Source organism: Agrobacterium sp. CFBP2214 (genome assembly GCF_030209895.1).
GTDB classification, from domain to species: domain Bacteria; phylum Pseudomonadota; class Alphaproteobacteria; order Rhizobiales; family Rhizobiaceae; genus Agrobacterium; species Agrobacterium radiobacter.
In genome coordinates this window covers 541,942-565,572 of the sequence record NZ_JARVRC010000006.1, presented here as the reverse complement: position 1 = coordinate 565,572, position 23,631 = coordinate 541,942, and the positions used below count along the sequence as shown (strand labels likewise).

The following is a 23,631-nucleotide window of genomic DNA, read 5'->3' as shown; positions in this document are numbered from 1 at the left end:
GGTACGGCGTCGTTGTCCCCTCGCTCCAACAAAAATATCCACCGTCGTTGTTCCCGCGGTCAGGATAATGTTAGGAAGGTCGGCTTAGCTGCGAGAGCGGCGGCCGTCCTTTTGCGTTTGGACGGTTGTCTGGTTTTGCGTTGATATTGCGGACATATTGAGAGTGCGGAGGGTTTAAAGATGGGCGGGTTGTCGGATTGGCTTGCGGATGGGCAGCCGATCAATCGCAAGAATGCCGCAGAAGCGGTGTTCGATGATATCCGTTCCGCCATCACCTCGGGGCAGCTTGCGGTCGGCATCCGGCTGCCTTCGGAAGCCCATCTGGCAGCGCGATATGGCGTCAGCCGGCCGATCATTCGCGAGGCGCTGCGCTCGCTCCAGACCCTGGGGTTGACGCAGACCCGCACTGGAAGCGGCACCTATGTGATGACGCCGACGCCACCTTCCGAATTAAATTACGGCGCCTATTCCGCCCGCGATCTGATCGAGGCCCGCCCCTTCATCGAGGTGCCGGCAGCCGGTTGGGCGGCGTTGAGGCGGACCGATGCCCAGCTGGAGGTCTTGCTTGACCTCTGTGATCGGATGGAAGCCGAAGAAAGGCCGCATCCCTGGGTGCTGCTGGATGGGCAGTTTCATTGCGCCATTGCGGAAGCTTCGGCCAACAGGCTGTTCGCCAAGGTGGTGGCCGATGCCCGTGAGGCCCTATCCCAGCAATCTGAGATGGTGAACCTGATGGCCGGCCGCCGCGTCGCGTCGAATTTCGAGCACCGCCGGATCGTCGAGGCGATCCGACGGGGTTCAGCGCCAGAGGCGCGGGAGGCGATGGAGCTTCACCTTGGGCAGGTGAAGCAGGTGGTGACGACGATCATTGGCGAAGATCGGCTTCGCCAGCCGTGACGGCAGGCAGGTTGGCAAGGTGCCGCGGGCTCAGCGCCTGCTGCAATTGCGCATCGGTGAGATAACCGCGCTCCAGAACCACCTGTGGCACCGTGCGGCCGCTGGCAAGCGCTTCCTTGGCTACTTCCGTTGCCGCATAATAACCGATTAGCGGGTTGAGCGCGGTGGCGAGACCGATCGATTCTTCCACACGCTGCGCCATGATGACCGGATTGGCCACGATGCCGTCGACGCAGCGTTCCGCCAAGGTGCGGCAGGCGGCGCTGAGTTGGCTGATGCTCTGTGAAAGCGCGCGCACGATGATCGGCTCGAAGGCGTTCAGCTGCAGCTGCCCGGCTTCGGCGGCCATGGTGATGGTGATGTCGTTGCCGATCACCGCATAGGCCACCTGGTTGACCACTTCGGGAATGACCGGGTTGATCTTGCCCGGCATGATGCTGGAGCCTGCCTGAACCGAGGGCAGGGTGATTTCGCCGATCCCGGCGCGCGGGCCGGAAGAGAGCAGCCGAAGATCGTTGCAGGTTTTCGACAGCTTGACGGCAACGCGTTTCAGCACGCCGGAGAGATGCACGAAGGCGCCGGGGTCCTGCGTGGCCTCGATCAGGTCGGCGGCCGTCACCAGCGGTCGCCCCGTCAGTTCCGCCAGATGCTGGCAGGCAAGCTCGGCATAACCGCGCGGCGCATTGAGCCCGGTGCCGATGGCGGTGGCGCCAAGGTTGATCTCGTGTAGTAGTGCCACGGATTCGATCAGGCGCGCCTGATCTTCGCCAAGCATCACCACGAAAGTACGGAACTCCTGGCCGAGCGTCATCGGCACGGCGTCCTGCAATTGCGTGCGGCCGATCTTGATGAAGCCGGCAAATTCCTGCGCCTTGCGGTCGAAAGCGTCCTTCACAACGCCCATGGAAGCCGCCAGATCATCGATCGCCTCGATCAGCCCGACATTGATTGCGGTCGGATAGGCGTCGTTGGTCGATTGGCTGAGATTGACATGATCATTCGGGTGAAGGCGGGCATAATCGCCTTTTTCGTGGCCAAGCAGTTCCAACGCGCGGTTGGCGATGACCTCATTGGCATTCATGTTGGTAGAGGTGCCGGCTCCGCCCTGAATTTCATCCACCACGAATTGCTCATGCAACGCGCCGGCGCGGATTTCGCGGCAGGCCTCGGCGATGGCTTCCATTCGTTCGGTGTCGAGCAGGCCGAGCTCGTGATTTGCGCGTGCCGCCGCCTCCTTCACATAGGCCAGTCCCCGGACGAGATAGGGGTTGTGGCCAATGGTCACCCCGGTGATCTTGAAGTTTTCCACAGCGCGCGCGGTGTGCACGCCCCAATAGACATCCGCGGGAATTTCCTTCGTTCCGAGCAAATCATGCTCCCTGCGCGTCACGCTCACTGTGTCCTCCACTGGCTTTAAGCGTTGCAAAATCTGTAAGGCTGTCTTACAGATTTGATAACCATATTCCCAAGGAGGGGGAAGGTCAATATTGCCCGGTGGCTCTTGACGAAAGCCAGTCTCTGCAATTAAGAGGGCAAAAATCTGTCATGCAGCTTTACAGCATGCGCGCATTCGCTGGCCATATTTCCAGCCTTGGGGACGACGCCAGTTCCACTTTGATTTCCGGCTTATTGCCGATTACAAGCGTTTTATCGGGAGGATAAATCCATGCATTCTGGAAAAACGGCACCCGCCGAACGTGAGGTCTTCATCGAAGAGGACCTCGGTTACCATAAGGCCTTGAAGCCGCGCCAGATCCAGATGATCGCCATCGGCGGCGCTATCGGCACGGGCCTCTTTCTGGGTGCGGGCGGGCGTCTAGCGCAGGCCGGTCCGGCGCTAGTTTTCGTTTACGCGCTCTGCGGTTTCTTTGCATTTCTGGTGCTGCGCGCGCTAGGCGAGCTTATCATGCATCGCCCGAGTTCCGGTTCCTTCGTCTCCTACGCCCGCGAGTTCTACGGCGAGAAGATGGCCTTCGCGGCCGGCTGGATGTATTGGCTGAACTGGGCCATGACCTCTGTGGCTGATGTGACCGCCGTCGCCCTCTACATGAATTTCTTCAAGCAATACGTGCCGTGGCTGGCGGGTATCGATCAGTGGGTGTTCGCGATGACGGCACTGGTCGTCGTGCTGGCGATGAACATGCTGTCGGTGAAGGTCTTCGGCGAGCTGGAATTCTGGTTCAGCCTGATCAAGGTGCTCGCGCTCGCCATTTTCCTCGTCGTTGGCGTCTATTTCGTCATTTTCGGCACACCGATCGAAGGCCACGTTACCGGCTTCAGCCTCATTACGGATAATGGCGGCTTCTTCCCGAACGGCATTCTTCCAGCCTTCGTCATCATACAGGGCGTGGTGTTCGCCTATGCCTCGATTGAGCTGATCGGCACGGCGGCGGGCGAAACTGAAGACCCGCGCAAGGTCATGCCGCGCGCCATCCGCGCCGTGGTTCTGCGTCTCGTCGTGTTTTATGTCGGCTCGGTACTGCTGTTCACGCTGCTTCTGCCCTATACCGCTTACAAGGCCGGCGAGAGCCCGTTCGTCACCTTCTTCGGTTCCATCGGCGTTGAGGGCGCTGACGTGATCATGAACCTCGTCGTTCTGACCGCCGTGCTGTCCTCGCTCAATGCCGGTCTTTATTCCACCGGCCGCATCCTGCATTCCATGGCGGTTTCCGGCTCTGCTCCGGCAGCGCTGGCGAAGATGAACAAGAATGGCGTGCCTTATGGCGGCATTGCGGTCACGGCCGTCGTCACCGTTCTCGGCGTGGCCCTGAATGCGGTCGTTCCCTCCGCCGCTTTCGAAATCGCGCTCAACCTGTCGGCGCTCGGCATCATCTGCGCATGGGCGGTCATCGTGCTTTGCCAGCTGAAGCTCTGGCAGCTTTCCAGGCGTGGCGAGCTTGCACGTCCGGATTTCCGCATGTTCGGCGCGCCCTACACCGGCATTCTCACGCTCATCTTCCTGTTCGGCGTGCTGGTTCTGATGGCCTTCGACTATCCCGTCGGCTCCTGGACCATCGCCTCGCTGCTCGTCATCATCCCGGCGCTTGTCATTGGCTGGTATCTCTTGCGTGAGCGCATCCACCGTCTGGCGGCCGAGCGTGCCGGTGCAGGAGCGTCGCATTGAGCGGGCAGGGCGCAACGCCTCTGGTGGCGGTCATCGCCACCGGCGGCACCATCGCCAGCCGGCGTAGCGCCGATGGCGTCAGCACGCCCAGCCTTTCGGGTGAGGACCTGCTGACGCTGGTTCCGCAAATCAGCGCCCGGCTGAAGCCGGTCGATCTGATGGCGAAGGATTCCTCCAGCCTGACATTGGCAGACATGCAGCGCATCAGCGATGCGGTGGGGGCAGAGCTTGATGATCCCGCCGTTGCCGGCATCGTGGTTCTGCATGGCACCGACGCCATGGAAGAATCCTCGCTGCTCGTGCATTTGCAGCAGGCCATCACAAAGCCGGTGGTCTTCACCGGCGCGCAGTTTACGGCAGACCATAAGGACGCGGACGGGCCGGCCAATCTGGCCCGGGCCATAGAAACAGCGCTCGATCAGGCGAATGCCGGGAAGGGCGTGCTTCTCTCCTTCGGCGGCCGCTGTCTGCCTGCCTGGGGGCTTTACAAGCTGAGCGCGGACGAGGCGGACGCCTTCCGCTCGGCCCGGCCGCTGGCTGCTGCCGCAACGCTGCGGCTTTCCGCCCGGGTAACCGATCAGCGCGTCGATATCGTCGCCATTCATCCCGGCTGTGATGCCACCCATATTGATGCAAGCCTGCAGGCGGGAGCGAAAGGTATCGTTCTTGCGGCGCTTGGTTCCGGCAACGCCAATCCGCGTATCGCTGAAGCCGTGAAGCGCTGCGCCGAACGCAACGTTCCCGTCATCGTTTCCAGCCGTGTGCCCGAAGGGCGGCTCGTGGCAAGTTACGGCGGCGGCGGCGGCGGGCATGATCTTGTCGCGGCGGGCGCCGTACATTCATCCACGCTTCGTCCGGGACAGGCCCGCATTTTGCTGGCCGCGCTGCTGGCCGATAAAAGTCCGGCGGAAACCATCATGTCCGCTTTCAGCGACAGCCCGCTCTCTTAAGTAGCGGCAGCGATGTCCGCGACCGGCGGGCGTCGAAATTCCTATAGGATTCCTATTTTATTGCCTCTGTGGCCGTCTCGAACCTTTATGCGGTTCGGGTGCATTCTTCTGTGCGGGAAGGGATGGTGTTCCCTTCTCAGCCAGAAAGATTGAAAAGCGACGTCCCACATGACGGCGCTTTTCTTCCTGTCCGGCTCCTCGAATAAAAAGGAGTCCCATCGATGATGGATGTTGTTCTGATCGGTGCAGCCACGGTGTTTTTCGCCCTCTGCTTTGCCTATACGCGCGCCTGCGACCGGCTTTAGACGGGAGGCTGCGATGACATTCGACTATATCTTGAGCGGCGCCGTCACGGTCTTTATCGCCGCCTATCTCACCTATGCTCTCATTCGCCCCGAACGTTTCTGATCGGGAAACGACGGCTATTGAAAGTTCAATACCATGACCCTCAATGGATGGTTTCAGGTCCTGCTTTTCTGCGGGATCATTTTTGCGCTGGTGAAGCCGCTCGGCTTCTATATGGCGCGTGTTTTTAATGGCGAACGCACCCTGTTGTCGCCGGTTCTCGCACCCGTCGAGCGCGGCCTTTATGCCCTTGCCGGGACAAGCGAGCGCGAGGAGCAGCACTGGACGACCTATGCCTTCTCCATGCTTCTCTTCAACCTCCTCGGTTTTGCCCTGCTCTATGCCCTGATGCGTTTTCAGGCCGTGCTACCTTATAATCCGCAGGGAATGGCGGCGGTTGGGCCGGAACTCTCCTTCAATACGGCGGTCAGCTTCGTCACCAACACCAACTGGCAGAATTATGGCGGCGAAAGCACGCTGTCCTATCTGACCCAGATGGCCGGTCTCACCGTGCAGAACTTCGTTTCCGCGGCGACAGGCATGGCAATCGCCATCGGCCTCATCCGCGCTTTTTCACGCGCCTCCGGCAAGGCGATCGGCAATTTCTGGGTGGATATGGTCCGCTCAACGCTCTACGTGCTTTTGCCCCTCTGCATCGTGCTGACCCTCATCTATGTGTGGCTCGGCGTGCCGCAGACCCTTGGCGCCTATGTGAATGCGCAGACGCTGGAAGGCGTGCAGCAGACGATTGCCGTCGGTCCCGTGGCGTCGCAGCTGGCGATCAAGATGCTGGGCACCAATGGCGGTGGTTTCTTCAACGCCAATTCCGCGCATCCCTTTGAAAACCCCGACGCCATTTCCAACATGATCCAGATGGTGTCGATCTTCGCGATCGGCGCCGCCTTCACCAATGTTTTCGGCCGCATGGTTGGCAACCAGCGCCAGGGCTGGGCGATCCTCGCCGCCATGGGCGTTCTGTTCATCGCCGGCGTCGCCGTTACCTATTGGGCGGAAGCGGCCGGAAATCCGCTGATGCACAGCTTCGGCCTTGCTGGCGGCAATATGGAAGGCAAGGAAGTCCGTTTCGGCGTGGCGCTCTCGTCGCTCTTCGCGGTCATCACCACAGCTGCGTCCTGCGGCGCGGTCAATGCCATGCATGGCAGCTTCACGGCGCTGGGCGGTCTTGTTCCCCTCATCAACATGCAGTTGGGTGAGGTGATCGTCGGCGGTGTCGGCGCGGGCTTTTACGGCATCCTGCTCTTCATCGTCATCGCCATCTTCGTGGCGGGTCTGATGGTCGGACGCACGCCGGAATATCTCGGCAAGAAGATCGAGGCCAAGGAAATGAAAATGGCGGTTCTGGCCATTCTCTGCCTGCCGCTCGCCATGCTGGCTTTCACGGCAACGGCCACCGTCCTTCCCTCGGCCGTGGCGTCGATCGGTACGGCGGGACCGCACGGCTTCTCCGAAATCCTCTATGCCTATACCTCCGCGGCCGCCAATAACGGCTCCGCCTTCGGCGGGCTGACGGGCAATACCACCTGGTATAACATCACGCTTGGCCTTGGCATGCTGATGGGTCGTTTTCTGGTGATCATTCCGGCGCTTGCCATTGCCGGTTCGCTGGTCGCCAAGAAGACCGTCCCGGCCTCAGCCGGCACCTTCCCGACGGATGGTCCGCTCTTCGTCGGCCTGCTTGCCGGCACGATCCTGATTGTCGGTGGTCTCACCTTCCTGCCAGCGCTCGCACTCGGCCCCGTTGCCGAACATCTTGTCATGGCGGCGGGCCAGCTCTTCTGAGGTGATGCCATGAATGACGAAAAGTCTCGAAGTAACCGCATCGTCTCCGCCCGCAAGGGCGCTCCCGGCAAGGGGAGCGCCACGCCCGGCGGCTGGTGCGCCTCCAATCTCATTCTTGCGATGATGGCGGCTCTGTTCGCCGCCGTCGTCGCTCTCGAAGTTATCACGGGCTGATCGACCCTTATCGGTCGCCCTGTTTCAAACACTGGAGCCTCTTCATGAGCCAGTCCAAACAAGCGAGCATCCTTGATTCTCGCATTCTCGTGCCGGCCATTGCCGCCGCATTCAAAAAGCTCAACCCGCGCACATTGGCGCGCAACCCGGTCATGTTCGTGGTGGCGACAGTGTCGGTGCTGACGACAGTGCTGTTCATCCGCGATCTCATCACCGGTGGCGCCAATCTCGGCTTTTCCTTCCAGATCAATCTCTGGCTCTGGTTCACCGTGTTGTTCGCCAATTTCGCGGAAGCCGTCGCCGAAGGGCGCGGCAAGGCGCAGGCGGATTCGTTGCGCCGGACCCGCACGGAGACCCAGGCGAAACTGCTGACCGGCGATGACCGCAGCCAATATAAAATGGTGGCGGGCACCAGCCTGAAGGTGAACGATGTCGTTCTCGTCGAGGCGGGCGATATCATCCCCTCCGACGGTGAGGTCATCGAAGGTGTCGCCTCCGTCAACGAGGCGGCCATCACTGGCGAATCCGCCCCCGTCATCCGCGAATCCGGTGGCGACCGCTCGGCGGTTACCGGCGGCACGCAGGTGCTGTCGGACTGGATCAGGGTTCGCATCACTGCCGCTGCCGGTTCCACCTTTCTCGACCGGATGATTTCGCTCGTCGAAGGCGCGGAACGCCAGAAGACGCCGAACGAGATCGCGCTCAATATCCTGCTGGCCGGCATGACGCTGATCTTCGTTCTGGCCACAGCCACCATTCCGAGTTTCGCGGCCTATGCCGGAGGTTCGATCCCGATTATCGTGCTGGTGGCACTGTTCGTGACGCTCATCCCGACCACCATCGGTGCGCTTCTGTCCGCCATCGGCATCGCCGGCATGGACAGGCTGGTGCGTTTCAATGTGCTGGCCATGTCCGGCCGCGCCGTCGAGGCGGCCGGCGATGTGGATACGCTGCTGCTCGACAAGACCGGCACCATCACCCTTGGCAACCGTCAGGCGACCGAGTTTCGTCCCGTTGCCGGCGTTTCCGAGCAGGAACTGGCCGATGCGGCGCAGCTTGCCTCCCTTGCCGACGAAACGCCGGAAGGCCGCTCGATCGTGGTTCTGGCCAAGGAAAAATACGGTATCCGCGCCCGCGACATGCAGAAACTCCATGCGAATTTCGTACCTTTCACCGCCCAGACCCGCATGAGCGGTGTCGATTTCGAAGGTGCTTCCATTCGCAAGGGCGCGGTCGACGCCGTTCTTGCCTATGTTGATGGCGGCGCTCCGCAACAGGGCAATGTGGCGCTTGCCGTTAAAACTGAAACGGACGCCACGCGCGGCATCCGGACAATTGCCGAAGAGATCGCCAAGACCGGCGGCACGCCGCTCGCCGTCGTTCGCGATGGCAAGCTGCTCGGCGTTGTGCAGCTGAAGGACATCGTCAAGGGCGGCATTCGCGAGCGTTTTGCGGAGCTTCGTCGCATGGGCATCCGCACCGTCATGATCACCGGCGATAATCCCATGACGGCCGCGGCAATAGCGGCGGAAGCAGGCGTCGATGATTTCCTCGCCCAGGCGACACCGGAAAACAAGCTGGATCTGATCCGCGAGGAACAGGCTAAGGGCAAGCTTGTCGCGATGTGCGGCGACGGCACCAATGACGCTCCCGCGCTGGCCCAGGCCGATGTCGGCGTTGCCATGAACACCGGCACGGTGGCGGCCCGCGAGGCCGGCAATATGGTCGATCTCGACAGCGATCCGACCAAGCTCATAGAGATCGTCGAAATCGGCAAGCAATTGCTGATGACGCGCGGTGCGCTGACGACGTTCTCCATTGCCAACGACATCGCCAAATATTTCGCCATCATCCCGGCAATGTTCCTGGCGCTCTATCCGCAGCTTGGCGTTCTGAACGTGATGGGGCTTTCGACACCCCAGAGCGCCATCCTGTCAGCCATCATCTTCAACGCGCTCATCATCATCGCGCTGATCCCCCTGTCGCTGAAGGGCGTTAAATATCGTCCGATTGGCGCCGGCGCGCTGCTGTCGCGCAATCTGGTCATCTATGGCCTCGGCGGCATCATCGTTCCCTTCATCGGCATCAAGGCCATTGACCTCGCTATTACGGCGCTCGGTCTCGCCTGAGGAGTAAAGACAATGTTTAAACAGCTTCGTCCCGCACTGGTGCTCATCCTCGCCACCACCGCCATCACCGGCCTTGCCTATCCCTTGGGCATGACAGGTCTCGCGCAGGCGATCTTCCCCTTTCAGGCAAATGGCAGCCTGGTAGAAAAAGGTGGTGCCGTGGTGGGTTCGCAATTGATTGGGCAGGCCTTCACCGGTGAGAAATATTTCCACGGAAGGCCGTCCGCTGCCGGCGATGGTTATAATGCCGCTTCGTCTTCCGGCTCCAATCTCGGGCCGACGAGCGCCAAGCTCATCGACCGGGTGAAACAGGATTACGAGGCCGCAAAAGCCGAAAATCCGGAGGCCGAGGTTCCCGCCGATCTGGTAACGGCTTCGGGCAGCGGCCTTGATCCACATGTTTCGCCTGAATCCGCCTATTTTCAGGTTCCCCGCGTGGCCAAGGCGAGGGGCATGGATGAGGCGTCCCTGCGTAGCATCATCGAGCGCCATGTCGAAGGACCGGAACTCGGCTTCATGGGAGAGCCTGTCGTGAATGTGCTGGCACTCAACATGGCCCTTGACGCAGCCGGCTCATGAATTGAAATGGCTATGGCTTGTTCGCAAGCCATAGCCTCGACCACTGGTGGGTTAAATGCCTGACGACAATCGTGATATGCCGAGCCGACCATCGCCCGATGCGCTGCTGGAAAACGCCCGGCGCGAGGCGCGGGGCCGGTTGAAGATTTTTCTGGGCGCAGCGCCCGGCGTCGGCAAGACCTATGAAATGCTGATGTCCGGCCGGGCGAAGCTGGCGGATGGTGTGGATGCCGTCATCGGCGTCGTTGAAACCCATGGCCGCCGGGAAACCGAAACGCTGGTGCAGGGTTTCGAGATCATCCACCGCCGTCGCATCGATTATCGGGGTCAGGTGCTGGAGGAGATGGATCTCGATGCCATTCTGGCCCGTCGTCCCGCTCTGGTTCTGGTCGATGAACTGGCTCACACCAATGCCACCGGCAGCCGCCATCCCAAGCGTTACATGGATGTTCAGGAGATTCTGGCGCAGGGCATCAACGTCTATACGACGCTGAATATCCAGCATGTCGAAAGCCTGAACGACATCGTTGCGCAGATCACCCGCATCCGTGTTCGTGAAACGGTGCCTGACAGCATCATCGACCGGGCCGACGATGTCGAAATCATCGATATTACCCCTGACGATCTGATCAAACGCCTGCAGGATGGCAAGGTGTACCTGCCCCGCACCGCCCGGCGCGCCATCGAGAATTATTTTTCGCGCGGTAACCTGACGGCCCTGCGAGAGCTTGCCCTCCGGCGCACTGCCCAACGGGTGGATGAGCAATTGCTCAACCACATGCAGTCCCATGCCATTTCCGGCCCCTGGGCGGCGGGAGACAGGGTTCTGGTCTGTCTCGATCATGGCGGCAATGGTCCGGGGCTGGTGCGTTACGCCCGCCGACAGGCGGATCGCCTGCGTGCACCCTGGACGGCGCTGCATCTCGATACGCCGCGTTCGCAACAATTGTCGGAGGCGGAAAAAGACCGGCTGGCGGGCACCATGCGGCTCGCGCAGCAGCTTGGCGGCGAGACGGTGACCCTGCCGGCACTGGACCTGACCCGTGAGATCATCTCCTACGCCAATGCCAATAATTTCACGCACATCATCATCGGCCGCCCGCGAAAATCCTGGTGGCAGCGAATTTTCCAGCGTTCGCTAACGCATGATCTGATCGACCACGCGGGCGATATCAGCGTGCATGTCATTTCCGGCGACAAGAGGGAAGAAAAGCAGGGTCAAGCCGTAAAGCCCGCACCGGCGCGGTCACGCCAGTCCTTCCGGTCCTATCTCAACAGCACCCTGTTTGTCGGGCTGGCGATCGTGGTCGGCATCGTGCTCGATCAGACGCTCGATGTGCAGAACCTCGCGCTTGTTTTCCTGATGGCCGTTCTGGCGGCCGCCGTGCGCGGCGGTTTGGGCCCGGCGCTTTATGCTTCGCTGCTTGGCGCGGTCGCCTTCAACTTCTTCTTTCTGGAGCCCCGTTACACGCTGACGGTCAGTTCTCCAGACAGCCTTGTCGCTCTTTTGTTTTATTTCGGCGTGGCGCTCGTCGCCTCCAACCTCACCGTCGCGGTGCAGCGGCAGGCGGCCTCCGCGCGGGCAAGGGCACGAACGACGGAAGATTTGTATCTGTTCTCCAAGAAGCTTTCGGTGACCGGAACGCTGGACGACGTGTTGTGGGCAGCCGCTTTCCAGATGGCCTCGATGCTGAAGGTTCGGATCGTTCTGCTTCTGCCGGAAAACAATACGATAGCGGTCAAGGCGGGATATCCGCCTGATGATACGCTTGTCGATGCCGATATTGCTGCAGCCCAGTGGGCCTGGGAACACAACAAGGCTGCGGGCAGGGGCGCAGATACGCTTCCCGGCGCCAAACGTCTTTATCTGCCCTTGCGCACTGGCAGTGGCGCCGTCGGCGTGGTGGGGCTGGACGATGACCGGCTCGGCCCGCTTCTGACGCCGGAGCAGCAACGGCTGTTTGACGCATTGGCCGATCAGGCGGCACTCGCCATCGAGCGGATTCAGCTCGTCTCTGACGTCGACCGGGCAAGGCTTGCTGCGGAAACCGACCGGCTGCGCACCGCGCTGCTGACATCCATTTCCCATGATCTCAAGACGCCGCTTGCGGCCATCCTGGGTTCGGCCGGAACACTGAAGGATTTCGCCGAGGACATCCCGCCGGATGCGCGTGCCGAACTGCTTTCAACGATTGTCGAGGAATCCGAGCGGCTGAACCGTTTCATCTCTAATCTTCTTGATATGACGCGGATCGGTTCGGGCGCGATGGAGCCGAACTATGGTCTGCATTTCCTGGGCGATATGGTCGGAACAGCGCTGTCGCGCGCAGCTAAAATCGTCGTCAGGCATGAGATCGTTCTGGATATTCCATCCGACCTGCCGATGCTGAAGGTCGATCCCGTGCTTTTCGAACAGGTTCTGTTCAATCTCATCGACAATGCCGCCAAATACGCTCCCGAACATACGACCATCGAGATTCGCGGCTGGCGACATGGCAAGAATATCTTCCTGTCCGTTGCTGATGCGGGGCCGGGTATTCCACCCGATGATACCGAGCGGGTGTTTGACAGTTTCTACCGGGTGCGCAAGGCGGACCATGTGCAGGCCGGAACGGGTCTCGGACTGTCCATCTGCAAGGGGTTTATCGAGGCCATGGGCGGGTCGATCCGCGCGGAAAACAGGCCGGGTCGCACCGGTGCGCAGTTTACCGTCAGTCTGCCGGTTCCTGCCGATGCGCCTGTGATAGATCATGATTAAGGCACGATTGCCGGCGACAAGCGGCTATGCCGCTGAAGGAGATCGGGAATGACCAATTCCGCCGTTCGTATTCTGATCATCGACGACGAACCGCCGATCCGCAAGCTTTTGCGCGTGGGGCTGTCGACTCAGGGATATTCGGTGAGCGAAGCGATGAATGCGAAGGTCGCCATGGAGCTGGTCAGTGAGGACAAGCCCGATCTCGTCGTTCTCGATCTCGGCCTGCCGGACATGTCGGGGCATGATCTCTTGGCGAAATGGCGCGGCGAGGGCCTGGCGCTGCCGGTTATCATTCTCTCCAGCCGCACGGATGAGGCGGGTATCGTCAAGGCGCTGGAACTGGGGGCGGATGATTATATCACCAAGCCTTTCGGCATGAACGAACTCGTCGCCCGCATCCGTGTCGCTCTGCGCCATCGTCTGCAAAGCCAGGGAGAGAGGCCGGTGTTTCAGACCGGCGACCTCTCCGTCGATCTGGTCAGACGCATCGTCCGGGTGGAGGACCGGGAGGTGAAGCTCTCGCCGAAGGAATATGACATCCTGCGGGTTCTCGTGCAGCATGCCGGCAAGGTTCTGACCCACCGTTTCCTGCTGGAGCATGTGTGGGACGAACTGACCGACGTGCAATATTTGCGGGTTTATGTGCGCCAGCTTCGCCAGAAGATCGAAAAAAATCCGGATCAGCCGCGTTATATCCTGACGGAAACCGGTGTCGGTTACCGGTTACAGGAGGTGTGAGGGCGCGGTTATGAGCGCCCTCCGATATTTGTCAGACGGCAGCGCAGATCGACAGGAATTCGTCCACATCGGCCTCAGTTGTCGCGAAGCTGGTGACCATGCGGATGAGCACCTCGTCCTTGCCGACTTCTTCCGGCATGTCGCGCGGTTCCAGCCAGTCATAGAACTTCGCACCCTTTGCCGTGGCAGCTTCGGCGGCGGCCTTCGGCAGAATAGCGAAAACTTCGTTCGCCGTGGTCGGCCAGGCAAGGCGGGCGCTGTTTAGCGAAGCGAAACCGGCGCGGAGCCGGTTGGCCATGGCATTGGCGTGGCCGGCGAGACCGAGCCACAGGTCGTCCTGCAGATAGGCCTCGAACTGTGCGGCAATGAAGCGTGATTTCGAAAAAAGCTGGGCGGTGCGTTTGCGCAGGAAGGAAAAGTCCCGGGCGAGCGAGGGATCGAAGAAGACGATTGCCTCCGCGCACCAGCAGCCGTTTTTCGTGCCGCCGAAAGACAGGACGTCGACGCCGCGTTTCCACGTCATTTCGGCGGGCGTGGTGCCGAGTGCGGAAAGCGCATTGGCGAAACGCGCGCCGTCCATGTGTAGCGGCAGGCCGTTGTCTTTTGCGATTTTGGCGATGGCGTCGATTTCATCGAGCGTATAGACGGTGCCGGCTTCGGTTGCCTGCGTCATGGTGATGGCCGCGGCGCGGCCGTGGTGCACGGCATCCTGCGGATAACGGGCAATGCGTTCGATCAGGTTTTCCGGCAGCATCTTGCCGTTCGGTCCCTCGACTGCCACCATGCGCATGCCGGAAAAGAAATCTGGCGCGCCGCACTCGTCCTCGATCACATGCGCTTCGGAATGACAGAAGGTCAGGCCGCCAGCGCGGGCAATGCTGGCCAGCGAAAGCGAATTGGCCGCCGTGCCGGTCGCGACGAAAAATACCGCGACTTCGCGTTCGAAAATCTCGTTGAAGCGTTTTTCGATGGAGAGATCGAGTTCGCTGGTGCCATAAGCTGCGGCAAAGCGTGTGGATTCCCGCGAAAGCCGTTCGTTGACGGCCGGATGGGCGCCAGCCCAATTGTCTGAAGCAAAAAACATCTCTGAAGGCTTTCCGATAGCTGAGGTTCTGTTCGGGCTGTTCGAAGCGATAACGGGAAAGTTCTAGGTCGGAACATTGAGATTGGCAAATCCGGTAATGAAAGCAACGGGTCGGGCTGCTTTGCGACAAGAAAGTTTCGCACAATAGGTCAGTATCGAAACTTCGCTGCAAAATGGGGCTTTCACTAATTGGATTCGCACCCTTGCAAAATTCGCCCGTTTCTGTCAAAATCCTCGTGAATTGAGACAGCTTTGCTGTCCTAAATTTGATCGAGCCGGGTTGAATACGGATTTTGCGGGAAGCGAAAATTCGTGTCGAGCCGGATCTTCGCATGAAACCATGCAAGTAATTTTGCAGGAGGGACAAAAATGATGAACAAGCCGCAGGCAGAGATTGCAGCCGCCGCCCTGACCACTGACTGTCCCACCGCGGCTGCGGCCGCACCCGTTTCTGCGAAGGGGCGTTTCGCGGGCGGCCTGCCGGAAAAGCAGGGTCTTTACGATCCGCGCAATGAGCACGATGCCTGCGGCGTCGGCTTTGTTGCCCATATGAAGGGTCAGAAATCCCACCAGATCGTCAAGGACGGCCTGTTCATTCTTGAAAACCTGACGCATCGCGGTGCTGTCGGCGCTGATCCGCTGATGGGCGATGGTGCGGGCATTCTCGTGCAGATCCCCGACCGCTTTTTCCGCGAGGAAATGGCGAGCCAGGGTGTGACCCTGCCGAAAGCTGGCGAATATGCCGTTGGCCACATCTTCATGCCGCGCGATCCGTCCCGTATTGATCACTACAAGAAGGTCATTGTCGACGTGATCGGCGAGGAGGGACAGCAGTTCCTCGGCTTCCGCGACGTGCCAGTCGACAATTCTTCCCTTTCCAAGGCACCCGATATCGCCGGCACCGAACCGCACCATGTTCAGGTTTTCATCGGCGCCGGCCGCGATGCCGCGACCAATCATGACTTCGAGCGCAAGCTGTTCCTGATCCGCAAGGTTCTCTCCAACCGCATCTACGACGAGGGCGGCGGTAAGGAAACGCAGGATTTCTATCCCGTCTCGCTGTCCTCCTCGACCATCGTCTACAAGGGCATGTTCCTCGCCTATCAGGTTGGCGCCTATTACAAGGATCTGGCGGACCCGCGTTTCGAATCCGCGGTTGCGCTGGTGCATCAGCGTTTCTCCACCAACACCTTCCCTTCGTGGAAGCTGGCGCACCCCTACCGCATGGTCGCCCATAACGGTGAAATCAACACGCTGCGCGGCAACGTCAACTGGATGGCGGCGCGTCAGGCGTCTGTTTCCTCCGTGCTGTTCGGCGATGACATCTCCAAGCTCTGGCCGATCTCCTATGAAGGTCAGTCGGACACCGCCTGCTTCGACAACGCGCTCGAATTCCTCGTGCGCGGCGGTTACTCCATGGCGCATGCCGTGATGATGCTGATTCCGGAAGCTTGGTCGGGCAACCTGTCCATGTCGGCGGAACGCAAGGCGTTTTACGAATATCATGCCGCGCTGATGGAGCCGTGGGACGGCCCCGCCGCCGTCGCCTTCACCGATGGCAAGCAGATCGGCGCGACGCTCGACCGTAACGGTTTGCGCCCGGCGCGTTATCTCGTCACCGATGATGATCGCGTCATCATGGCGTCCGAAGCCGGCACATTGCCGGTGCCGGAGGAGCGCATCATCAAGAAGTGGCGTTTGCAGCCGGGCAAGATGCTGCTGATCGACATGGAAAAGGGCTCTATCATTTCCGATGAGGATGTGAAGCACGAGCTTGCCGCCAAGCATCCTTACCGCACCTGGCTCGACCGCACCCAGCTCATTCTTGAGGATCTGAAGCCCGTGGAGCCGCGTGCGCTGCGTCGCGACGTGTCACTGCTCGACCGTCAGCAGGCCTTCGGTTACACCAGCGAAGATACGAAGCTCCTGATGTCGCCTATGGCGACGACGGGTCAAGAAGCTATCGGCTCGATGGGCACCGATACGCCGATTTCGGCCATGTCGGACAAGTCGAAGCTGCTTTACACCTATTTCAAGCAGAACTTCGCACAGGTCACCAACCCGCCGATCGATCCGATCCGTGAAGAACTGGTGATGAGCCTCGTTTCCTTCATCGGTCCGCGCCCGAACCTTCTCGATCACGAAGGTGCGGCCCGCGCCAAGCGTCTGGAAGTTCGCCAGCCGATCCTGACCAATGGCGATCTGGAAAAGATCCGCTCCATCGGCCACACGGAAGACCGTTTCGACACCAAGACGCTCGACTTCACCTATGATGTGGAGCGCGGTGCGGAAGGCATGCCTGAAATGCTCGACCGCCTGTGCGAGCGGGCGGAATCCGCCGTTCGCGGCGGCTACAACATCATCGTTCTCTCCGACCGTCAGCTCGGCCCGGACCGCATCGCGATCCCGGCACTTCTGGCGACGGCCGCCGTGCACCATCACCTGATCCGCAAGGGTCTGCGCACCTCGGTCGGTCTCGTCGTGGAAACCGGTGAACCGCGCGAAATCCACCATTTCTGTCTGCTCGCCGGTTATGGCGCGGAGGCGATCAACCCCTATCTCGCCTTCGATACGCTTCTCGACATGCACAAGCACGGTGCATTCCCGAAGGAAGTGTCCGACGACGAAGTCGTTTATCGTTACATCAAGGCAGTTGGTAAGGGCATCCTCAAGGTCATGTCCAAGATGGGCATTTCCACCTACCAGTCCTATTGCGGCGCGCAGATCTTCGACGCCATCGGCCTGTCTTCGGAATTCGTCGAGAAATATTTCTTCGGCACCGCCACCTCCATCGAGGGCGTCGGTCTGACTGAAATCGCCGAAGAAACCGTAACCCGCCACACGGCTGCCTTCGGCAAGGATCCGATCCTTGCCAACACGCTCGATATTGGCGGCGAATATGCCTATCGCATGCGCGGCGAAAGCCACGCCTGGACGCCGGATGCCGTTGCCTCGCTGCAGCATGCCGTGCGCGGCAACAGCCAGGATCGCTACCGCGAATTCGCCGGCATGGTGAATGAGACGGCGCTGCGCATGAACACCATCAGAGGTCTGTTCAAGGTCAAGTCTGCGGAAGCTCTCGGCCGCAAGCCGGTCTCCATCGACGACGTCGAACCGGCGGCTGACATCGTCAAGCGCTTCTCGACCGGCGCCATGTCCTTCGGCTCCATCAGCCGCGAGGCGCATACGACGCTTGCCATCGCCATGAACCGCATCGGCGGCAAGTCCAACACCGGCGAAGGCGGCGAAGAATCCGACCGTTACATGCCGCTGTTGAACGGCCAGCCGAACCCGGAACGCTCGGCCATCAAGCAGATCGCATCCGGCCGTTTTGGCGTCACGACCGAATATCTGGTCAATGCCGACATGCTGCAGATCAAGGTGGCGCAGGGTGCGAAGCCCGGCGAGGGCGGACAATTGCCCGGCCACAAGGTGGATGCGACGGTCGCCAAGACCCGTCACTCCACACCGGGTGTCGGCCTCATCTCGCCGCCGCCGCATCATGACATCTATTCCATCGAAGATCTGGCGCAGCTGATCTACGATCTGAAGAACGTCAATCCGGAAGCTGATGTTTCGGTGAAGCTGGTATCGGAAGTGGGTGTCGGCACGGTTGCCGCCGGTGTCGCCAAGGCGCGCGCCGACCATATCACCATCGCCGGTTTCGATGGCGGCACCGGTGCTTCGCCGCTGACGTCGCTGAAGCATGCCGGTTCGCCTTGGGAAATCGGCCTTGCCGAAACCCAGCAGACGCTGGTGCTGAACGGCCTTCGTTCGCGCATCGCGCTGCAGGTGGATGGTGGTCTGAAGACCGGCCGCGACGTCATCATCGGCGCGCTGCTTGGTGCGGATGAATTCGGCTTTGCCACCGCGCCGCTGATTGCTGCGGGCTGCATCATGATGCGCAAGTGCCATCTGAACACCTGCCCGGTCGGCGTCGCAACGCAGGATCCTGTTCTGCGTAAGCGCTTCAAGGGCACGCCGGAACACGTCATCAACTACTTCTTCTTCGTGGCTGAAGAGGTGCGCGAAATCCTCGCCTCGCTTGGCGTTACCAAGCTGGACGAGATCATCGGCGCTTCCGAACTTCTCGAAAAGGATGAGATGCTGGCGCACTGGAAGGCCAAGGGTCTGGATTTCAGCCGCATCTTCCACAAGGTAGAGGCTCCCAAGGAGGCAACCTTCTGGACCGAGCGTCAGAAGCACCCGATCGACGATATTCTCGATCGCAAGCTGATCGAGAAGTCGCTACCGTCGCTGGAAAACCGCGAGCCTGTCGTTTTCGAAGTGCCGATCAAGAACGTCGACCGTTCCGCCGGTGCCATGCTGTCAGGCGCGCTTGCCAAGCGCTGGGGCCATAAGGGTCTGAAGGACGATACGATCCACGTGACGCTGCGCGGCACGGCCGGTCAGTCCTTCGGCGCGTTTCTCGCTCGCGGCATCACCTTCGATCTGGTAGGTGACGGCAACGACTATGTCGGCAAGGGTCTTTCGGGTGGCCGCATCATCGTGCGCCCGCCGGAAAACACCCGTATCGTCGCGGAAAACTCGATCATTGTCGGCAACACTGTTCTTTACGGCGCCATCACCGGCGAGTGCTATTTCCGCGGTGTTGCGGGTGAGCGCTTTGCGGTGCGCAACTCCGGCGCCGTCGCGGTTGTCGAAGGCGTCGGCGATCATGGTTGCGAATATATGACGGGCGGCATCGTGGTCGTTCTCGGTGAAACGGGTCGTAACTTCGCGGCCGGCATGTCCGGTGGTGTGGCTTACGTTCTCGATGAGAAGGGCGATTTCGCCACCCGCTGCAACATGGCCATGGTTGAGCTGGAGCCGGTTCCGGAAGAGGACGACATGCTGGAGAAGCTGCACCATCACGGCGGCGACCTCATGCACAAGGGACGTGTCGACGTTTCCGAGGACATGACGCGCCACGACGAGGAGCGTCTCTACCAGCTCATCTCCAACCACTTCCACTACACGAATTCGTCGCGTGCCAAGGATATACTCGACCGCTGGAGCGAGTTCCGTCCGAAGTTCCGCAAGGTCATGCCGGTCGAATACCGTCGTGCGCTTGAGGAAATGGAGCGCATGCGCATGGGCGTGGCGGCGGAGTAATCCGCCGCGTGAGGACACTACACCAACTGGTCTCGCTGATGATCGCGGTCGCCGTTCCCACGGCGATCTACTGGACGAGCGGCGAGACCGGATTTGAGTTCATCGTATTGGGGGCGGTTATTGGTTTCGCCACCTGGTACTGGGGCCCGACCGGCGCTCCGCTTTGATGTGAGGACATATACGTGGGCAAGGTAACAGGTTTTCTGGAAATCGACCGGCAGGTGGGCAAGTATCAGCCCGCATCGGATCGTATCCGCCATTTCCGCGAATTCACCATTCCGATGTCGGATGCCGAGGTGCAGAAGCAGGCGGCACGCTGCATGGATTGCGGCATTCCATACTGTCATGGTCCGACGGGCTGTCCCGTGCACAACCAGATCCCCGACTGGAACGATCTGGTCTATAACAACAATTGGGAAGAGGCGATCCGCAACCTCCATTCCACCAACAACTTCCCGGAATTCACCGGCCGCGTCTGTCCGGCACCCTGCGAGGAAGCCTGCACGCTGAACCTCGAGGATGCGCCGGTCGCCATCAAGACCGTCGAGCAGGCGATTGCCGACAAGGCTTACGAGCTGGGCTTTATCGTGCCGAAGCCGGCGACGATCCACACCGGCAAGAAGGTTGCCATCATCGGTTCCGGCCCATCCGGCATGGCGGCTGCGCAGCAGCTTGGCCGCGCCGGCCACGAGGTTCATGTCTTCGAGCGCGAAACGAAGCCCGGCGGGTTGCTGCGTTACGGCATTCCGGATTTCAAGATGGAGAAGAACTTCATCGATCGCCGTGTCGAGCAGATCAAGGGTGAAGGTGTTACCTTCCATTGCGGCGTTAATGTCGGCGTGGATGTGACGGTTGAGGCGCTTCTGGCCGATCACGATGCGGTTCTTTATTGCGGCGGTTCGGAAACCCCGCGTCCGGCCGGTATCGGCGGTGCCGATTTTAATGGCGTTTATGATGCCATGCCTTATCTCGTGCAGCAGAACCGCCGTGTCGGCCGCGAAAACATCGACAGCATCGGCTGGCCGGCCGATCCGATCCTCGCCGGCGGCAAGCATGTCGTCGTCGTTGGTGGTGGTGATACCGCGTCTGACTGCGTCGGCACGGCTTTCCGTCAGGGTGCAGTGAAAGTCACACAGCTCGACATCCGCCCGATGCCGCCGGAAAAGGAAGACAAGCTTGCGGTATGGCCCTTCTGGGCAACGAAGATGCGCACCTCGTCCTCGCAGGCCGAAGGCGCCGTTCGCGAGTTCCAGGTTGCCACGCTGGAATTCGTCGGTGAAGACGGCGTTCTGACGGGTGTGAAGTGCTGTCAGGTGGATGATCGTCGCAAGCCGATCGCCGGCACAGAATTCATCATCAAGGCTGATCTCGCCTTCATCGCCATTGGCTTCTCCGGTCCCTTCACCGATAGCGTGCTGAAGGAAATGGAAGGCCAGCTGACGCTGAATACTGACCGCCGTGGCTCCACCAACGTGGTCGCCAACGAAACGGATTACAGGACCTCGGTCGACAAGCTGTGGGCGGCGGGTGACGTGCGCCGCGGCCAGTCGCTGGTGGTCTGGGCCATCCGCGAGGGCCGTCAGGCTGCACGGGCGATCGATGAGGCGCTGATGGGGGCGACCGTTCTTCCGCGCTAAGCACCGAAGATAATACGACCGGAAAAGGCCTGTTGTGGTTGCAACAGGCCTTTTCTTTTTGGCTTCGAAAATGAGGACTTCTTCGTCAGCAATAGGGAAGGGTGATACGGAAGCAGGCGCCACCGGTGGAAGCATCGCTGATGGTAATCTCTCCGCCGTGATAGCGCATGATTTCCTGCACGAGGTTGAGCCCGAGCCCGGTGCCGCGATCTTTAGGCCGCAGGCGGTGGAAGGCCTCGAAAATCAGCTCCCGTTCCTCTTCGGGAATGCCATTGCCTTCGTCAGCTATCTCGATCACCCGGTTCGCCGCGACCCTCATCGTGATCGTTCCGCGATTGCCGCCATGTTCGATGGCATTCTGCACGATGTTCATCAGGGCGCGCTGCAACGAGGCGTCGTCGGCAAGGGCGAGGATCGGCTCTTCCTCCGGCTCAAAGGAGAGCGCATATCCCTGTGATATGGCGAGCGGAGCCATATCGGCGACGACCGACCTGCAAAGGCCGACAAGATCAAGCGGCACCAGAGGCGCCTTCTGCCCGCCGAGACGTTGTAGATCCAGCAATTGTTCGGCCAGCACGGCAATGCGGCTGGCATCCGCCAAAATTCTGTTTCTGGCCGGGCCGTCCAGCAGCGTTTCAACGCGGGTCTGGAGAATGGCGACGGGGGTCCGCAATTCATGGGCGGCATCGAGAATGAAACGCTTGTGCCGTTCGTAGCCGTCATCCAGCCGTTTCAGCGCGCCATTGACGGCATGCACGAGCGGCTGCACCTCTCGTGGAATATCGCCATCCGGCAGCCGATATCCACGTCTGTCGATATCTATGGTTTCCGCTGTGCGGGCAATGGCGGAAAGGGCGCGAAATTCCCTGCGGATGAGCCAGGGAATGGCGACGATCGTCACAATGGACATGAGAATGAGGACGGGCATGATCAGTATGTTGGAGAACAGCAGGACGGGGAAAGTCATGCTGAACGGGCCGCCCTTGCCGATCATGACGAATTCTCCCGCTGGCCCGGAGGCGCGACGAACGACGGCGATGCGCACCACGGCAAGATAGGAATAAGAAAGCGCCGCGTCGCGCACGTCCGATATCCTGACGTCGCTAAGCTGTTGATCCATATTGCTGAAGGCCTCAGGCACCTGCCCGCCCTGAACGATATCGCCTTTTTCGCTGACGGCGACAAACCAGAAATCAGAGGTGCCGTTGCGCAGGTTGATGAACTCAGGTGTTTCCTTCAGAACCAGCCGATTATCCCTATCGCGCACGATCGCATTGGCGGTTATCTGGGCCGCCTCGGGGCTGAGCAGTGCGCTGCCCGCACCGCCACTCGACATATAGGTGATGATGGCCGCGGTAACGATGAAAAGGCTGCCGATCTGGAATAGCAGCAATTGAATGGTGAGGCGGCGTTTGAGCGATTTTCTTTTGGCCGGTTTCATAAGGTGGCCCTCAGGAGATAACCGACGCCACGAATGCCGTGGACTTCGAGACCCGCATCTGCGGCCGCCAGTTTGCGGCGCAAGCGGGAAATGTGGGAATCGAGCGCATTGGACTGGATCTCATCGTCGAAATTATAGACGGCTTCCTCGAGCAATGAGCGCAGCACCGTTCTGCCCTGCCGCCGCAACAGGGCTTCGAGGATCAGCAGTTCCCGTCTTGTCAGCGGAAGAAATTCACCCATGATGCGCACTTCGCGGGTTTCGAAGCAGAATTCCAGCCTGCCGAGCTTTGCTGTCATCGTGACCGCACCCGCCGGCCGGCGCATCAGGGCCCGGATGCGAGCAAGCAATTCCTCGACGGCGAATGGCTTGGCCAGATAATCGTCCGCACCGAGATTGAGGCCATTGACCCGATCCGCAAGCGAACCCTGCGCCGTCAGCACGATGACGGGCGGGGTGATGGGCAGGAGGCGCAAATCTTCTATCAGCTGGATACCATCGCCATCAGGCAATTGCCGATCAAGCACAACGAGGTCGTGAACACCATCCATGATGGCGTGACGGGCAAGATCGAGCGTGCCGACGGTATCCACGATAATATCGAACCGGTGGAGCGCGGCGGACAGGGCTGCTGCCATTTCGCGTTCGTCTTCAACAAGCAGCAGGCGCATGAATTCATCTCGGCATTGTCCGGCGTACCTTCCGGCAGGAAGGGGCGCGGGCGAAAGGCAAAAAAAGACGGCGCCGCTGACGCTACGGACAAGCGAGGCGTCGCCGTCAAATAAATATCGCCATGCAAAAGGGGGACCGGGGGTGGTGGATGGCCAACCCCGCATTCCTGCAAAGCTGTACCTACCCTG

General features: G+C 60.5%; 17 protein-coding genes. 13 read left to right on the top strand and 4 right to left on the bottom strand.

Annotated features, from left to right (window positions below; genetic code table 11):
- The first annotated feature begins 180 nt into the window (after positions 1-180).
- Positions 181-897: a FadR/GntR family transcriptional regulator gene (locus tag QRN60_RS18285; protein ID WP_003506080.1), complete on the top strand. Its 717-nt coding sequence runs from the start codon at positions 181-183 to the stop codon at positions 895-897.
- Here QRN60_RS18285 and QRN60_RS18280 read toward each other — a convergent pair.
- The gene (locus QRN60_RS18280) at positions 866-2,293 is read right to left on the bottom strand and encodes an aspartate ammonia-lyase (protein ID WP_223569055.1); all 1,428 of its coding nucleotides are present in this window, start codon (positions 2,291-2,293) and stop codon (positions 866-868) included. The two genes, QRN60_RS18285 and QRN60_RS18280, sit on opposite strands and share 32 nt — an antisense overlap.
- A gap of 270 nt (positions 2,294-2,563) precedes the next feature.
- Between QRN60_RS18280 and QRN60_RS18275 the strand changes: the two genes are divergently transcribed.
- The 9 genes from QRN60_RS18275 to QRN60_RS18235 all read left to right on the top strand — a co-directional run bounded on the left by QRN60_RS18275 (position 2,564) and on the right by QRN60_RS18235 (position 13,494).
- On the top strand, positions 2,564-4,021 hold the full coding sequence (locus QRN60_RS18275) for an amino acid permease (RefSeq protein WP_003506083.1): 1,458 nt from the start codon (positions 2,564-2,566) through the stop codon (positions 4,019-4,021).
- Positions 4,018-4,971, top strand: coding sequence for an asparaginase (locus QRN60_RS18270; RefSeq protein ID WP_112293153.1), 954 nt, complete (start codon positions 4,018-4,020; stop codon positions 4,969-4,971). Before QRN60_RS18275 ends, QRN60_RS18270 begins: the two co-directional genes overlap by 4 nt.
- Positions 4,972-5,289: 318 nt before the next feature.
- A complete protein-coding gene (kdpF, locus tag QRN60_RS18265; protein ID WP_003506089.1) occupies positions 5,290-5,379 on the top strand; it encodes a K(+)-transporting ATPase subunit F in 90 nt (29 codons plus the stop codon).
- Between the two features lie 33 nt (positions 5,380-5,412).
- Entirely contained in the window at positions 5,413-7,116 is a 1,704-nt protein-coding gene (gene kdpA, locus QRN60_RS18260) for a potassium-transporting ATPase subunit KdpA (protein WP_060723125.1), read from the top strand.
- 9 nt (positions 7,117-7,125) lie between these two features.
- A complete protein-coding gene (locus tag QRN60_RS18255) occupies positions 7,126-7,290 on the top strand; it encodes a hypothetical protein (RefSeq protein WP_020012266.1) in 165 nt (54 codons plus the stop codon).
- Between the two features lie 44 nt (positions 7,291-7,334).
- The gene (gene kdpB, locus QRN60_RS18250) at positions 7,335-9,419 is read left to right on the top strand and encodes a potassium-transporting ATPase subunit KdpB (protein ID WP_003506095.1); all 2,085 of its coding nucleotides are present in this window, start codon (positions 7,335-7,337) and stop codon (positions 9,417-9,419) included.
- A 12-nt stretch (positions 9,420-9,431) separates the two neighbouring features.
- Positions 9,432-9,998 carry a potassium-transporting ATPase subunit KdpC gene (gene kdpC / locus QRN60_RS18245; protein ID WP_003506097.1) on the top strand — a complete coding sequence of 189 codons (567 nt, stop codon included), beginning with the start codon at positions 9,432-9,434 and terminating at the stop codon, positions 9,996-9,998.
- A 55-nt stretch (positions 9,999-10,053) separates the two neighbouring features.
- Positions 10,054-12,756, top strand: a complete 2,703-nt coding sequence (locus QRN60_RS18240; RefSeq protein ID WP_003506098.1) for a DUF4118 domain-containing protein — start codon at positions 10,054-10,056, stop codon at positions 12,754-12,756.
- A gap of 48 nt (positions 12,757-12,804) precedes the next feature.
- Complete coding sequence (locus QRN60_RS18235) at positions 12,805-13,494, top strand: response regulator transcription factor (protein WP_129564702.1); 690 nt, start codon at positions 12,805-12,807, stop codon at positions 13,492-13,494.
- Positions 13,495-13,525: 31 nt separating this feature from the next.
- On the opposite strand, the gene QRN60_RS18230 is transcribed toward QRN60_RS18235, so the two are convergent.
- The gene (locus tag QRN60_RS18230; protein ID WP_003506102.1) at positions 13,526-14,578 is read right to left on the bottom strand and encodes a threonine aldolase family protein; all 1,053 of its coding nucleotides are present in this window, start codon (positions 14,576-14,578) and stop codon (positions 13,526-13,528) included.
- 369 nt (positions 14,579-14,947) lie between these two features.
- Here QRN60_RS18230 and gltB point away from each other — a divergent pair, with 369 nt between their 5' ends.
- The 3 genes from gltB to QRN60_RS18215 are packed head-to-tail and all read left to right on the top strand — an operon-like array spanning position 14,948 to position 21,330.
- Positions 14,948-19,693 carry a glutamate synthase large subunit gene (gene gltB / locus QRN60_RS18225; RefSeq protein ID WP_129564703.1) on the top strand — a complete coding sequence of 1,582 codons (4,746 nt, stop codon included), beginning with the start codon at positions 14,948-14,950 and terminating at the stop codon, positions 19,691-19,693.
- An 8-nt stretch (positions 19,694-19,701) separates the two neighbouring features.
- Complete coding sequence (locus QRN60_RS18220; RefSeq protein WP_020809065.1) at positions 19,702-19,860, top strand: hypothetical protein; 159 nt, start codon at positions 19,702-19,704, stop codon at positions 19,858-19,860.
- Between the two features lie 15 nt (positions 19,861-19,875).
- Positions 19,876-21,330 carry a glutamate synthase subunit beta gene (locus QRN60_RS18215; RefSeq protein ID WP_020809064.1) on the top strand — a complete coding sequence of 485 codons (1,455 nt, stop codon included), beginning with the start codon at positions 19,876-19,878 and terminating at the stop codon, positions 21,328-21,330.
- 85 nt (positions 21,331-21,415) lie between these two features.
- Here the strand turns inward: QRN60_RS18215 and QRN60_RS18210 are convergent, their stop codons facing one another.
- Together QRN60_RS18210 and QRN60_RS18205 are read right to left on the bottom strand one after the other, a co-directional pair.
- Positions 21,416-22,771, bottom strand: a complete 1,356-nt coding sequence (locus tag QRN60_RS18210) for a sensor histidine kinase (RefSeq protein ID WP_129564704.1) — start codon at positions 22,769-22,771, stop codon at positions 21,416-21,418.
- Positions 22,768-23,442, bottom strand: coding sequence for a response regulator transcription factor (locus QRN60_RS18205; protein ID WP_129564705.1), 675 nt, complete (start codon positions 23,440-23,442; stop codon positions 22,768-22,770). Before QRN60_RS18205 ends, QRN60_RS18210 begins: the two co-directional genes overlap by 4 nt.
- Positions 23,443-23,631: the final 189 nt, after the last annotated feature.